Source organism: Marinomonas phaeophyticola (assembly GCF_026966905.1).
Lineage (GTDB): Bacteria > Pseudomonadota > Gammaproteobacteria > Pseudomonadales > Marinomonadaceae > Marinomonas > Marinomonas phaeophyticola.
In genome coordinates this window covers 124,275-139,081 of record NZ_JAPUBN010000010.1, presented here as the reverse complement: position 1 = coordinate 139,081, position 14,807 = coordinate 124,275, and the positions used below count along the sequence as shown (strand labels likewise).

The 14,807-nt window shown below is 39.1% G+C and carries 9 protein-coding genes; 7 read left to right on the top strand and 2 right to left on the bottom strand.

Annotated elements, in window-relative coordinates:
* Positions 1 to 37 precede the first annotated feature (37 nt).
* The 3 genes from O1D97_RS03280 (at position 38) to O1D97_RS03270 (ending at position 4,428) form a co-directional block, all read left to right on the top strand.
* Positions 38 to 496, top strand: a complete 459-nt coding sequence (locus tag O1D97_RS03280) for a DUF4402 domain-containing protein (RefSeq protein ID WP_269122783.1) — start codon at positions 38 to 40, stop codon at positions 494 to 496.
* Between the two features lie 73 nt (positions 497 to 569).
* Positions 570 to 1,409: a fimbrial biogenesis chaperone gene (locus O1D97_RS03275; protein ID WP_269122781.1), complete on the top strand. Its 840-nt coding sequence runs from the start codon at positions 570 to 572 to the stop codon at positions 1,407 to 1,409.
* A 1-nt stretch (position 1,410) separates the two neighbouring features.
* Positions 1,411 to 4,428, top strand: a complete 3,018-nt coding sequence (locus tag O1D97_RS03270; RefSeq protein ID WP_269122780.1) for a hypothetical protein — start codon at positions 1,411 to 1,413, stop codon at positions 4,426 to 4,428.
* 1 nt (position 4,429) lies between these two features.
* Here the strand turns inward: O1D97_RS03270 and O1D97_RS03265 are convergent, their stop codons facing one another.
* Both O1D97_RS03265 and O1D97_RS03260 read right to left on the bottom strand, forming a co-directional pair.
* Positions 4,430 to 5,155 (bottom strand): SPOR domain-containing protein, encoded by a 726-nt coding sequence (locus tag O1D97_RS03265; protein ID WP_269122779.1) that lies wholly within the window; start codon positions 5,153 to 5,155, stop codon positions 4,430 to 4,432.
* Positions 5,156 to 5,180: 25 nt separating this feature from the next.
* A complete protein-coding gene (locus tag O1D97_RS03260; protein WP_269122778.1) occupies positions 5,181 to 5,612 on the bottom strand; it encodes a YqaA family protein in 432 nt (143 codons plus the stop codon).
* A gap of 351 nt (positions 5,613 to 5,963) precedes the next feature.
* Between O1D97_RS03260 and O1D97_RS03255 the strand changes: the two genes are divergently transcribed.
* The 4 genes from O1D97_RS03255 (at position 5,964) to O1D97_RS03240 (ending at position 14,765) form a co-directional block, all read left to right on the top strand.
* Positions 5,964 to 9,098 (top strand): phosphorylase b kinase regulatory subunit alpha/beta, encoded by a 3,135-nt coding sequence (locus tag O1D97_RS03255; protein ID WP_269122776.1) that lies wholly within the window; start codon positions 5,964 to 5,966, stop codon positions 9,096 to 9,098.
* A gap of 22 nt (positions 9,099 to 9,120) precedes the next feature.
* Entirely contained in the window at positions 9,121 to 11,301 is a 2,181-nt protein-coding gene (gene glgB, locus O1D97_RS03250; protein ID WP_269122774.1) for a 1,4-alpha-glucan branching protein GlgB, read from the top strand.
* 33 nt (positions 11,302 to 11,334) lie between these two features.
* Positions 11,335 to 13,365 (top strand): glycogen debranching protein GlgX, encoded by a 2,031-nt coding sequence (glgX, locus tag O1D97_RS03245; RefSeq protein ID WP_269122773.1) that lies wholly within the window; start codon positions 11,335 to 11,337, stop codon positions 13,363 to 13,365.
* Between the two features lie 119 nt (positions 13,366 to 13,484).
* Complete coding sequence (locus O1D97_RS03240) at positions 13,485 to 14,765, top strand: response regulator (RefSeq protein WP_269122772.1); 1,281 nt, start codon at positions 13,485 to 13,487, stop codon at positions 14,763 to 14,765.
* Positions 14,766 to 14,807 lie beyond the last annotated feature (42 nt).

Genomic DNA, 14,807 nt, shown 5'->3' with positions numbered 1-14,807 from the left:
TGCTTCGATTCAACTTATTATGGAGAGTAATAAAAGTATGAGATTAATACTAATTTTTTGCTTTCTAATTTTACATTCAGTTTCATTACTGGCAGAAGTGGTAAACATAAGACCATTATCATTTGGGCGTATTGTAATTAGCGACAACTCCACCATTGGCGAGTACACTATAGACTATTTGGGTAACATTACAGCGACAAATCATTTTAGAATTATAGAAGCGGGATCTCCTGCCGAATTCTTACTATTTAATTACCCAGCCAACGCGCAAGTTTTCATTACCCCTTCGGTGATACAAGCATCGACAAGTAGCACGCCTTTTTCGACAGGGCAATTCACCTTAGTAAATTTAACCTCTCCTGGCTCTATTTTTATCCGAACAGATGGCACCGCTGAAGTTGGGGTCGGAGGCACATTAAGGACCTCTGGCTCAGGCAGCATGAATTACAGCGATGCGGACTATACTATCAATCTCCAAATCTCTTTTGACTTTTGACTTTTGACTTTTGACTTTTGACTTTTGACTTTTGACTTTTGACTTTTGACTTTTTATTAATACAGGCACTTACATGAAAAAAAATATGCTTAACATTTTCATCAGTATTTTTTTATGCAGCTTTTCTCTTTCCACATTTGCCAGTTTACTTATTTCACCTACTCGCTTGGTACTGGATGAAAGATCGCGTTCTGCCAACGTCATATTAATGAACACTAGTAATGAAATCCAAAGCTACCGATTAGATTGGAAAGAACTCAAAGCGCTTCCAGAAGGCGGTTACCGAGAACTCTCCCAACAGGAGCTATTATCCTTCCCTATATTGAGTAGAATAGCTAGATTATCACCAAAACAAGTCACCTTAAAACCAGGTGAATCTCAAACAGTAAAGGTTTCAGCTCGTAAACCAAGAAACCTAAATGATGGAGAGTATCGCTCGCACCTTCAATTTACCGCCTTACCTAAAGTTGAGGTTAATGCCTCATCACCATCTACAACCAGCATAAAACTCAATGTGTTACTTAGCTATTCCATCCCCGTGATATTTCGGCTTGGCCAGTTCCAATATGGCAATAAAATCAATAATATTTCACTTAAACATGATAAAAAGAATAACAAAGCAACCATTAATATTGAGTTGCAAAAGCAAGGAAAATACAGTTTATCCGGTAATTTATTCGCATACTGGAAACCGTTAAACTCATCAAAAGAAACCCGTGTCGGTATCCTGAATGGATTTAATTTTCATCATGAGCTCGATAATATTGTGGCAAAGGTTGCTTGGGAAAACTTTACATTGGCTGCAGGTACGCTGCGAGTGGTTTATCAAGGAACACAAGAGTTCAGTGGTACCAAGTTGTCTGACTACAGCTTAACCATTACGCCAGCCATGGTAAAATCGGCCCTAAATTAGTATGACTTTCTATCCTGTAATTTTAATTCTTCTAGTTGGCTTATACAGCTCTCTTACGCTTGCTGACGAGAAGAGTTTTCTCTTACAACTTGAAAAACTAAAACAAAAATATCAAGCATTAGAACAAGGAAAGTCTCTCCCCAGCGAGGCATCACTCAGTAAATCGACTGAAAAGATAGGCATCCCGCTAAACACACAAAACATAGGTATTCCTGTAGGTGAGGAGTTAGCCCTATCAATGTATGTCGATGCCATCTACCTTGGGGATATTTTTGCCGAAAAATCAACAGATTCAGCCATGTTAGGCATCAATGCTTTTGTGACCTTGCTGGATTTTCCTATTTATTTCTCCAATGATTTAGTGTCAGCCCAAGGCTGGTTTTTTGAAGAAGCCAATCGCTTCTCCCTAAATAGCGTTGAAAACACGGTGAGCGTTGAGATTTCTGGCCAAGCGAATCTACTGTCTTCTGAAAACTACGTAATCAGGGATGATGACATATACATCGAAAGTAAACTGATTGAAGAGTGGTTTGGAGTCACCTTTGATTTTGACTTTAGACGGCTGCAAGTAAAAATCTCTTCTGAGCGGGCACTTCCTATTCAACTCCAACTTGCAAGAAGGAATAAAAAAGCGGCTGAATCCTTACCTAGCCGAGAAGCCTCATTACCGCTAAAGGAAAACCCTTATAAATTTTTTACCACACCCGTTGCTGACTTACAAATCAGCGTAAATAAAAAAGAAAACAATAACACGACGTCTACCTATTCAATATTAGGTTCCAACGATCTGGCTTATTTTAATGCTCAATACAGCTTAAGTGGCAACAATCAAGACAGTCTAACCGACTTTAGGTTAAACCTATCGAAAGAGTCTTCTGATGCTAATTTATTAGGCCCCTTAAACGCAACATCGATTGAAATCGGCGACGTACAAGCCACAACCATAGGAATAGACAGCTCTACTGGCTTATCGCGAGGTATTAGCATTAGTAATAAACCACTAACCAATCGCAGCAATCAATCACGAATCGACATAAGTGGCGACATCCAACCTAATTGGGATATTGAACTCTATCGAAATGGTCTATTAATTGGTAATTTGTTTAGTCTGCAAGACAATCGATATGAGTTTAAAGATGTTGATTTATTATACGGCAACAACCAATTTGATATTATATTCTATGGTCCGCAAGGACAGACTTTAAAAGAAACCCGTCAATATTATATAAACAGCAACGATTTTGACAGTGAAGGGAACTACGATATTTCGTTAGTAGACCGTGGCGAGTCCCTTTTCGATATTGAAAATAAAGCGCAACAAAATCAGAATCCAGGTATTGAGCTAGCCGGTGTCTACACCAAAGGGTTAACCAGCTGGTTATCCACTTATGTTGGAGCCAGTACTTTATTAGACAAGAGTGAAACCATAGATAACCCTGAAAGTCGTTACTCAGCAGGGGCCGATATCTCTTTATTTAATCGAGTTTTACTAGGAATGGACTTTATTGAAAGTTCTAATAATGAACGTTCTAATGAATACACCGTCAGAACCGTTTTAGGTAATCAATCGGTAAACCTGTCAGCTCGAGATAACCAAGAAATCAACGCAACAACGTTAGAACTTGAGAACAATAAATCCTACAAAGCGTCTATCTCAGGAAGGCTTTTTTCAAACAACCCCATCAGTTATCAACAAAGCATAGAGCAATTTATAGACAATAACGATACAAAAACAAACTCTATTACCAATGACATAGGCTTTAATATTGGGGATGTGTCCGTCAACCACGGATTAAAATGGCAAACAACGGATTCAGAGAGTGATATAGATGATCAATTGGCCGGAAACATTAGAACCAGACAAGTATTCGGCCCTGTTTTTCTTCGCAACCAACTGGATTACACAATAAAGCCACATACAGAAATTGATCAGCTAAAAACGGAAGCAAACCTCTATCTATCAGAGGATGTTGACTTAAAACTCTCCTATAGCAGACAATTCGATCCTAACGTGAATATTTACGGCGCCGGGGTCACATGGAAGCCTGACGAAATTATTCTTTCTAGCAACTTTTTATATAATGACACTTCAGGTTGGAATGTTAACCTTATTGGCCGAGTCAGTCTTGGGCAAAAGGAAACAGGCAACAGCAATGTGTTCTTTGTGACCCAAAAAAGCTTAGTAAATCGAGGGTCTATTCTGATTCGAGTTTTTGAAGATAAAAATAATAATGGCACTTTTGATGTTGGTGAACCCCTACTTAAAGGAGTTAAAGTAAAAAGCCTGCAAAACTATAACAGCGCAATCACTGACAGCAGCGGTATAGCCATACTTACGTCTATGCAAAACAATAAGGCCAGCGATATTGTAGTAGACACAGCGACCTTACCGGATGCTTATTTGAAGCCACAAACGCCTGGCGTCTCCATTTCTCCTAGACGAGGCTCAGTAGACAGTTATGACTTGGCTATTATTCAAACAAGTGAGATAGAAGGGTCCGTATTTATTGGCCAATTGGACAGCAACAAATACGCCTCCTACGCGACAGTTAACTTACTGAATACAAAGAATGAAGTGGTGGACAGCACAGATACAGAGTACGACGGTTACTACCTTTTTTCAGATGTCCCTCCAGGCTCATACAAAATCAATATAAGCCAAGAATACACAGAGAAAAGAAGCTTATTACGCTCTGAAACCATTGATATTAAAGTAACCAACACCTCAAAAGTGCTAAGTAATATTGATTTTGCACTTAGAGAACCAAGAAAATTAAATGGTTACGTTGCACAAATTGGTGTATTTAGCTCTACAACAACACTCAATGCCTATTGGCTGTTACTCAATAAAAAATACCCCTCATTTAATCACCGTAAAACAGCTTATTACGATAAAACCGACAACAAGCTGTTTCTATACAGTGCCTTTTTTAGTGATGAAGGACAAGCAATGAATGAGTGTGTACGCCTTAGAAACAATGATATTCCATGTATCGTTAATCCTAAAAACTTAAATTAATTTAAAGCTCTTCGCCTTGATACATACCAATAAAACAATCTTGATTACGCTTTTTCAAATCAGAACAGTACTGATTACCAGCTGATCGGCTTTTAAATGGACCCACTTTTAACGCCCAAAGCGATTTGTTTTTCACCACTATTTTTTCTTTAATAGGGTTCACTGTCGACATCAGTTCAGGGAAACTACCTTGAAGCCTTAACCAACCTTTTGCTAGTTGAATTTCATTATCATAGGCCGCCACTTGAACAGCAAACTGCTGAGTTTTTATTGCGTTTCTTGTATCCGACACAAGCGCTTTTTTAGTCAACGGTTTAGATGGCGTATTAAATTTCGCTTGAACATATTCTGGCACCGCCTTCTCTTCTTCATTACTCTTATGCGAAGTGAGTATGTTTTCTACAGGAGATATCGGAGGAGTAGCCTCAACCAATGGTGTCGCCTCGATTTCGCCACCTAAATTCGGCGGAGAACTGGACAACTGACTGGTATTCAAGCTTTGGATGAGCAATTTAAAATCTTCTTCTAAAGCAAGTAAACGCTCGATGTCCGGTTTTACCGCTTCCCATTCCGTTTTCTGTTGTTCCAGTTGTTTTTTTAACTCTTGGGTCGCCAATAATGTTTTACTATCATCTGTTGACGGAGTGGATGAACAAGCAACTAAAACAACTGCCGATGCTACCAACACATTCTTATAAACACCTTTAGATAAGCCATTATATTTCATACGTCATTAGTCCTAACAAAGTTCATCATGTAAAAACAACACCTCCACCCCATAATAAAACGCCATATCGAGCGCTTTTACCTATAAAAACCAAAGGAATAAAAAGTCGTAGAGGCGTTTTAAAAATACCTGCGATTAAACTGATTCCATCACCAATAATCGGTAGCCAACAAAATAATAAGCTCCAATACCCATACCGTAAAAAACACCTTTCAGCATAGTATAATTTATCTAATTTAACATAGAACCAACGGCTGTTCTCAAACTTCCGACAGTATTTGCCTAGCCAAAAATTAACAACAGAACCTAGAGTATTAAAAATGCAGGCCACCAGCCACAAAAAGGAAGCCGACAAATTAGCATCATTAAGATAATATAAAAACAGAACTTCAGAACCCAAAGGCAAAATAGTCGCTGAAACAAAAGCAACAACGGCCAAATTTAAATACTCATTCAACAAGCACTGCCTACCTTCTAAATATGTGTTTTTTATTTGCTGTTTAATAAAAGCATTTTAATCTTCTTTCTCTATTTTGGCACCAATATTACTTATTCTTTAAGCCGCTTTCATTGGAAGATCGCTAGCATCCAGATTAAATCAATTCTCAGATGAGCTTCATTGAGAAAAACAAAGTGATCGTAACCTTTTTTGTGCAGCTATATCTATTAACGCCCCAAAACAAAGCACCTGTAAATCATCCTATTCTCCACCTTACCTTCAACTAAAATCTTCAGTATAGTGTTAGCATTCATACAGTAATTTGTCTTACTTAAGGCTATGGCTTTTTCTTTTAATTAGGAAACAAAAATGACATCGGGACATCAGAATACGCTTGATTCTCTCTACCAACATATTCAACAGGTTATTCTCTCTCGTCAACATCCTGTAACAGGACTCTTTCCGGCGAGCACCAGCATTAACGCCCATGGTAATTATACTGACGCTTGGGTACGAGATAATGTCTATAGTATCCAAGCAATATGGGCCCTTTACTTAGCCTATAAAAGAAATGGCAATCCACAACAAAGAGCTCACGAGTTAGAGTTCTCTTGTATAAAAATGATGCGCGGTTTGCTATTTGCCATGATGCGACAATCTCATAAAGTAGAAGCCTTCAAATACAGTCTTCACCCTAAAGACGCTTTACATGCAAAATACGATACCAAAACCGGACTAGAAGCCGTTGCTGACGATGCTTGGGGACACCTACAAATTGACGCCACCAGCTTTTACTTATTAATGCTGGCGCAAATGACAAAAGCAGGCAGTAAGCTCATATTTACCCGAGATGAAACAAATTTCATTCAAAACCTAGTGTATTACGTATCACGTACTTACCGAACACCTGATTTTGGGATTTGGGAACGTGGTAATAAGGTGAATAATGGTAAAGAAGAAATTAATGCTAGCTCCGTTGGTATGGCAAAAGCCGCAATGGAGGCATTAGATGGCCTCAATTTATTTGGAGAAGAGGGCCCCGAATGGGCCGTAATTCACTCTTTCGCTGATGCAGTGACTCGTGCGGGCTCTGTTTTACAATCCTTGTTACCGAAAGAATCACGCTCTAAAGAAGTCGACAGTGCATTATTAAGTATTATTAGCTTTCCGGCCTTTGCGGTAAACGATGAGAAATTAGCTCGACGTACTCGCCATGAAATTATCAGTAAATTGGGCGGTGAATACGGTTGTAAACGCTTTCTTTTGGATGGACATCAATCTGTATTAGAAGATCAAAGCCGTATCTATTATGAATACGATGAACTTATCAATTTTGAACATATTGAATCCGAATGGCCATTATTCTTCACCTACCTTTATATAGATCGCTTGTTTGCACGGGACTGGGAAAGTGCGAATCACTACCGTAGAAAACTAGAAGGTTTGATGGTAGAAAAAGATGGCCAGCGTCTATTGCCAGAACTTTATTATGTACCACAAGAAAACATTCTTGCGGAAAAAGAAAACCCAGGTTCTCAGAAACGTATTCCAAATGATAATTTACCTCTCGTCTGGGCCCAAAGCCTCTACCTGGTTGGGAAAATGCTCGATGAAGAGCTGATCACTCCAGATGATATAGACCCACTTGGTCTACATAAAATTCAATACCGACGCGGGCCTGTAAGTACCTCCATGGTTGTATTAGCCCAAAATGCTGATGTTAAACAGAAAATAGTGAATGCAGGGGTACTATGCCAAACCATAGATGAAATCAGGCCGCTCAAAGTCATTAGCTCAGCTCAACTTGTTGGAACATATCGTCATTTAGGGGAATCAGAAAACCTTGGCCTTAGCGGTCGTCCTAATAGAGCACTCAACAGTTTATCTACCTCACAACTGTTTTACATTAATGATGAAAAATATCTTTGTTTATCTTGGATTCAAAATGAGGATAAAGACTACAGTAAAGTTGATCCAAAGCTCTTTATCGAGCATATTTGCAATGAATTAAAGATGATTAAAAACAATTGGTATTATCCTGAAAATGCCGTTTTTACCGTACTCATTGATGATGCAATCACTGAAATGAAAAACAGCGATGAACTATTTGAGTTCTTAAGAAAACTTCAAAATCATGAACTAAATGATTATGAAGTTATTCCTCAATCGGCTAAAAATGCGTATAAATCAGGCAGCCGCCGTTGTATGACAATTGCACGTAAAAATGGCTCCTCTTTAGGTGCTAATCTCCCTATAAATCAAACGCCTTGGCCTTTAGCTAAACACAAAATCACTAGCAAATTTTCAGCCTCAGAAGATACCACTGAGTCCTTGCTCTCACGACTTTATAACCAGCCTACTCTCAATGATGCAGTATGTTGCTTATTAGAATTAGGTGCGCGTAAAGCATTAATGAATACTGTGCCAATGTCCACACCCGCCGTCACCTCCTACAGCGTATTAAACTCGGTATACACTGAAGCATTATTATCAGAGAACTGGAGACAGGTAAGGCAGCTCTATTCTCTCATGATCGAACCGACAACAGATTTAGCCACATACATCGCAGATATTACCGTACGTCAGAGACAACTCGTCATCGGGGAAAATAACCAAACAGAAATCCATATAACTCAGCCACTTCATCAAGTCGAGATTCTGGACTTGTTAAAGAAAATATCAACCTCTCCTTTATCTCTGACAATTAACCACGAACTTATCTCCGTAGTCGGCACAATAATAAGAGTTCACCCTAGCTATTTCACCGGTGTCAGAACCATTCGACTGTTTAATTTAGTCCAACTTTGCGCTAGGCAATTTGATCCCGAAGCAGAAAGAGACGCTTACGAAGTGCTTTCTGATATTGAACCAAGTCAAATCTATTTTGCATTACGTGATATTTTAAAACAAAAACATTTACAATTTCCTAAAGATACGTCAGGGTTAGACTTCAATAAAATTGATTTCAGTGGTGTGGATACACAACTTAAAGACATTGATTGGTTCGATTGGCGTGTTGAACAAGGCATGATAACAAGCCTACCGGATAGCCTTTTAGGGCAACTTTGGGACACATTAAGTCATGCAAATAGTATTGTCTTTGGTGATTTACAAAGCAACACTTGTCTCGACTGTCAACGAACATTAAATTCAATGACAAAAGGAGAGGATACATTTGCTCTCTTAATTGAATCGTTGACCTATGGAATACATCCTAGTTGGTATAAAAGTTTAATTTTTGAAGCTTTGCATGCTTTTATTCAATTCTGTAATCAACACCCACATTCTGTTTTTGAGCACGCGGTAAATTTACCTGTTTTAGTCAGCCACGCGGCAGAAGATTTTGCTAAGCAGCATAACTTAAAACACTCTAGTTCGAATCATACAATGAATGCAAACCTTGATGATTTTGCCCAATTAACACCAAACAAAGTAAACCAATATTTGCGTTGGGCGGTCAGCAAGCTGCACAATCAACAAGAAAATGCTGATTCCAACCATTAATAAAATTTTGCTGGAGATGTAAATGGATCTGTTACAAGACTTATTGAATGCAAGATGTTCCGACCCTTTTGGGTGCCTTGGATTACACCCCAACCCATCAGGAAAAGGGCTTAATTTAACGATATGGCAACCAGGCGCAGAAAGTGTAACCGTACTTAATCTTGCAGACGATAAAGTCCTAGGTGAAATGACAAAAATCGCTGATGAGGGCCTTTTCACATTCTCTTGGCCTCGTCGAAGTAAAGCCTTTAATTATAGAATTAAAGCCGTATTTAAAGATCATGAATTAATTAGGGTTGATCCTTACCAATTTGTTGAAGCCACATTTTCTGATTCCGAACATCATACGGCTAATCTCTATAAAAATCAGGGGGCAAATAAAGTCAGTGTGAAAATAAATTCAAAGCTCACCATTGATGGTACTCGTTTTGTGGTTTATGCCCCTGCAGCCCGATCTATTAGCGTCGTGAGTGATTTTAATGCTTGGGATGGACGAACCCATCCCATGTCAAGCAACGGTGATGGCTTATGGCGACTGTTTATCCCAGATGTCGGACCTAATCAATCCTATAAATATGAAATACGCGCCAATAATGGTGAGCTATTACCTCACAGAACAGATCCATATGCTCGTTATATAGAGCAATATCCTTCGTTCGCTAGTGTTACTTGGTTTGATAAACCTTATCAATGGCAAGACGATGATTGGGTCAAACAAGAAAACATTGACCACTACGAACGACCAATGAGTATTTACGAAGTTCACTTGGGTTCTTGGCGTAGAAAAGAAAATGGACCTTTAACTTATTTAGAGCTCAAAGACCAACTGGTTCCCTACATCAAAGATATGGGTTATACCCATGTTGAATTATTACCGATTACAGAATACCCATTTGATGGCTCTTGGGGTTACCAACCAGTGGGATTGTATGCCGTGACGTCTCGGTTTGGTACACCAGAAGAATTTAAAGCACTAATAGATGCCTTTCATATGCAAGGTATTGGCGTCATCATGGATTGGGTTCCCGCCCATTTCCCCGCCGATAGCCACGGATTAGGGAATTTTGACGGGACCTCACAATATGAATACCCTGATCCCAAGAAAGGCTGGCACCCTGAGTGGAATTCACATATTTACGATTTTGGGAAAGAACACGTTGTAAACTATTTAATTAGTAACGCGGTCTATTGGCTTGAAGAGTTCCACATCGACGGGCTAAGAGTCGATGCTGTTGCATCGATGCTTTATCTTGATTACTCAAGAGAAGATGGTGAATGGATTCCTAATGTGGATGGTGGTAACCATAACTATGAAGCCATTGCTTTCCTAAGAAAGCTCAATGAAACGGTCTACTTAAATCACCCCCGCTGTTTCACTATAGCAGAAGAGTCCACCGCCTTCCCTGGTGTATCCAAGCCAACATATATGAATGGCCTTGGGTTTGGGTTTAAATGGAATATGGGCTGGATGAATGACAGTCTTGATTACATGTCGAAAGACCCTGTACATAGGAAATATCATCATGGTGAAATCACTTTTAGTATGGTGTATTCATTTGATGAACAGTTTGTATTACCACTCTCTCATGATGAAGTCGTTCACGGAAAAGGTTCTTTAATTACAAAAATGCCCGGTGATGGGTGGCAAAAATTCGCTAATCTCAGAGCTTATACTGCATTCATGTTTATGCATCCAGGTAAAAAATTAAACTTTATGGGCAATGAGATAGCCCAAGGTCAAGAATGGAGCCATGAACGCTCCTTAGACTGGCACTTACTCGATATAGAGTCTCACAAAGGTCAACAATCGGTCACTCGAGACCTCAATAATCTCTACAAAAATGAGGCCGCACTTCGATTAGATCATTCTGGAGACGGATTCGAATGGGTATGCCATGACGATGGTGAAAACAGTATTTTATCCTTCCTTAGAAAAGATAAAAATAGTAAAGAAAATCTCCTTGTTGTAACCAATTTTACACCGGTTCCACACGAACACTATCGCTTAGGCGTGCCAATTGAGGGGGATTTTAAGGTGATTTTCAATTCTGATGCTGGTATTTATAGCGGAAGTGATTATCCCCTATCTCCGTCATACCGTACTAAACGAGAAGCGTCCCATGGAAAAGCATTTAGTATTAACCTGCAGATACCTCCTTTGGCGACGATTATTTTGAAGTGGGCACCTAAAGAATCAATATAAAAGCAGGCATACTGTATCATTGGATTTTGTATAATGAATGATTTTATTTTGGAACGTGGTCATCCAAATCCCCTTGGGGCCAGCGTAACCAAGAACGGGATTAATTTTGCCGTTTTCTCTAAACACGCGACTCAGCTGTATCTTTGCATATTCGAAAATGATGCTGAAATAGCCAGGTTTCCATTTACAAACAAAACTCAATTTATTTGGCATATTGAGATTAAAGGGTTATCTGACATACATACCTACGGGTTTCGTGCTGAAGGCCCTTTTGACCCAAAACATCACCATTTATTTAATATCAATAAATTATTAATGGACCCTTACGCAAAGGATTTCACTGAAAAGTTATCTTGGCACCCAGATCAGTCCACTATCAACTTAAATGGTGACATTAATAACGAAGATTCGGCTCATTGTGTTCCTAAGTCCATAATATTTACTCCCCCTGCTCAAAACCGCCCTCCTAGAATAGAGATACTTCCACAGCAACGTTGTCTCTATGAACTGCATGTTAAAGGCTTTAGTCAACAATTAGGTATTGAAGACCACCTCAAAGGAACCTATTTAGGTGTTGTAACAAAAGAAGGGCTAGGCCATTTAAAATCGCTTGGCGTATCCACCATTCAGTTAATGCCATGCTTTAGCTTTGCAACTGAAAGTAGGTTAATGGAACTTCAACTAACTAACTATTGGGGCTACAACCCGATTAGTTTTTTTGCCCCAGAAAAAAGCTATGCGATTGATGATGCCATTATTGAATTTAAAGCCATGGTAGATGGATTACGTTCAGCCGGTTTTGAAGTCATTCTTGATGTTGTTTATAACCACACGGCAGAAAGTGAATTACACCAATCCAGTGTGTGCTACAAAGGGTTAGATAATGCCATTTATTATCGAAATGAAAATGGTCGCTATTTGAACTACACAGGCTGTGGGAATTGCATTGACACCTTTCAAGAAATGAGCTTGAGGTTAATTATGGACAGCATGCGCTATTGGGTTGAAGAAATGGGCATTGATGGATTTCGCTTTGATTTAGGCGTTGACCTGGGTAGAACACAACATGAATTTTCACCTAACGCCCCTCTATTACAAGCCATTATGCAAGACCCTACTTTACAAAAAGTATGCTTAGTCTCTGAGCCATGGGATATAGGCCCAAACGGTTATCAAGTTGGTCAATTTCCAAATGGTTTTCTTGAATGTAATGATCAATATAGAGATACGTTAAGACGTTTTTGGCGAGGTGATGAAAGTCAAACTCAAGCCTTAGCGACTCGATTAATGGGATCAAGAGATTATTTCCATAAAGGCTCTAAAAGCCCTTTAACCTCAGTAAATTATATAACTTACCACGATGGCTATACGTTACGTGATTTGGTCTCTTATCATCGCAGGCATAACCTTGCCAATATGGAAAACAACCGCGATGGGCATGGTGATAATATCAGTCAAAACTTTGGTACTGAAGGCCCATCAACTGACGATAGCATTAACCAACAGCGCTTAAATCAGCAACTATGCCTGCTTGCGACCTTACTGCTTAGTCAAGGAACTCCTCATATTCTAGGTGGTGATGAACTTTCTCACACTCAAAACGGTAACAATAATGCCTATTGCCAAGATAATGAAACCACATGGTTAAATTGGGGTCATTCATCAGATAGACTAGCCATCACTTCTGCAATTTCCACGCTCTTAGCATTAAGAAAACAACACCCTATACTAGCAGAAACACACTTACCAGATGATCCTCTCTATCAACATCTAGAAGCAGACGTAATAGAATGGTTTAATGAAGACGGTCGATTGATGTCAATAGAGGATTGGAATGAGCCAGAGCGGGATTTCCTTAGCGTTTTAATGTCTAGAGGGTCCACAACAAAATCTTCTCTCTGGGTAGGTTTTTATCGAGAAGATACTCCAATTAACATAATTTTTCCTAAAGGGACTAGAAAAATTCGATCTCTATTCAATACAAATGGTATAACACTTAAAGAAGATTATATTGAATGCTTATATCGTAGTGCTTTTGTCCTAGAAATTGATCGATTTGAATAAAGCGATACGTACAAAATTAGCATTGAGCTAACGATACCCTAACAAGGGATTGAATATTTTTTATACTAAAAAACAAAATACGCTTTTTATGTTAGGTAAACAGATAAATAGGAAACTAAGTGAACGATATTACAACACCTGATTTTACCAATCTTAATGACTTAACTGATGCAAACCAAAAAGGCCAAGTTAAAAGCGATGCTAAAAAGAAAATCTTAATTATTGAAGATTTAGCCGAAATGCGCTTTATGCTTAAGTCATTAATGTCTAGCTTAGGATTTAATGACATCGATCTCGAAGCAACAGGTCAAGCGGCATTAAAAGCCGTAATGCAAAAGCACTATGACATCGTTTTGTCCGATTACAATCTTGGCGGTACGATTGATGGGCAACAGATTCTAGAAGTAACGCGCAAAACATATGCTTTAGATCATTCAACTATTTTTATCATGATCACCGCAGATACCGCCTACGAAAGTGTCGTCAGTGTTTTAGAGTATCAACCTGATAGCTATCTCGTTAAGCCCTTTCCTCCGGAAGCCTTTGTAAGAAGATTAAAGCGAGTTCAAGAACAGAAAAAAGTATTTGAAGCCGTCAACAGGCTTCGTATGGAAGAAGATTTTGAGGGTGTTGAGTTAGAAGCCAAAAAAATCATGAAGAAAAACCCTTCTTATAAAAATATTTGTTCTAAAATCATCGGTGAATCACTCTACTCAAGGGGGTTATACAAAGAAGCTAAAGTCCATTATTTACTTATTCTCCAACAGAATAAAAACCTTGCTTGGGCCTATTACGGCATAGCACAGTGTGAGTTCAAATTGGGTGCCGTTGCTGCCGCAGCAAAAAACCTTGAACAAACCATCACCGTTAGTCGCCATTACCTCTCTGCTTATGATCTCTTAGCCGATGCGTATGAGAAACTGAAACAACCAGAGAATGCTCAAGCGGCACTCCAAAAAGCCATTGATGTTTCACCAAAAGCGTTAGAAAGATCAACTCGTCTTGGGAAATTAAGTCAAAAAGTGAAAGACTGGGAAACGGCAGAACTATCATTCGCCCGAGTTGTACGTCTGGCTAGAGATTCCAGCTATGAAAAAGCAGAAATTTATTATGACCATTTAAAATCGATCACGGATTGCCTTGCCCATGGAATTGATAACGGCAAGCTTATGGATAGATTTAAACGCTCCTTAATACGTCTTAGAACCATTGGCAAGCAAAACCCAACAGCGATTTCAAACTCCTATCGTTTAGAAGTCCAACAACTGCTAACTAGAAAGTACCCTGAAGAAGCAAAAAAGGCGTGGCTAATGTGGCATCGCCTTATTGTGAATGGTAAAGCCAGCGCCATCTCAGCCGCGCAAGAAAAAACGCTGAAAAAAATGTTAGGGTTATTATAGTATTTAAATGATCCCAACTAAACTTACGCTCAAGTTACAGGG

Bases quoted from the DNA above. Each gene is read 5' to 3' on its own strand.
- O1D97_RS03280 (WP_269122783.1), top strand. From the start codon at position 38: ATGAGATTAATACTAATTTTTTGCTTTCTAATTTTACATTCAGTTTCA.
- O1D97_RS03275 (WP_269122781.1), top strand. From the start codon at position 570: ATGAAAAAAAATATGCTTAACATTTTCATCAGTATTTTTTTATGCAGC.
- O1D97_RS03270 (WP_269122780.1), top strand. From the start codon at position 1,411: ATGACTTTCTATCCTGTAATTTTAATTCTTCTAGTTGGCTTATACAGC.
- O1D97_RS03265 (WP_269122779.1), bottom strand. From the start codon at position 5,155: ATGAAATATAATGGCTTATCTAAAGGTGTTTATAAGAATGTGTTGGTA.
- O1D97_RS03255 (WP_269122776.1), top strand. From the start codon at position 5,964: ATGACATCGGGACATCAGAATACGCTTGATTCTCTCTACCAACATATT.
- glgB (WP_269122774.1), top strand. From the start codon at position 9,121: ATGGATCTGTTACAAGACTTATTGAATGCAAGATGTTCCGACCCTTTT.
- glgX (WP_269122773.1), top strand. From the start codon at position 11,335: ATGAATGATTTTATTTTGGAACGTGGTCATCCAAATCCCCTTGGGGCC.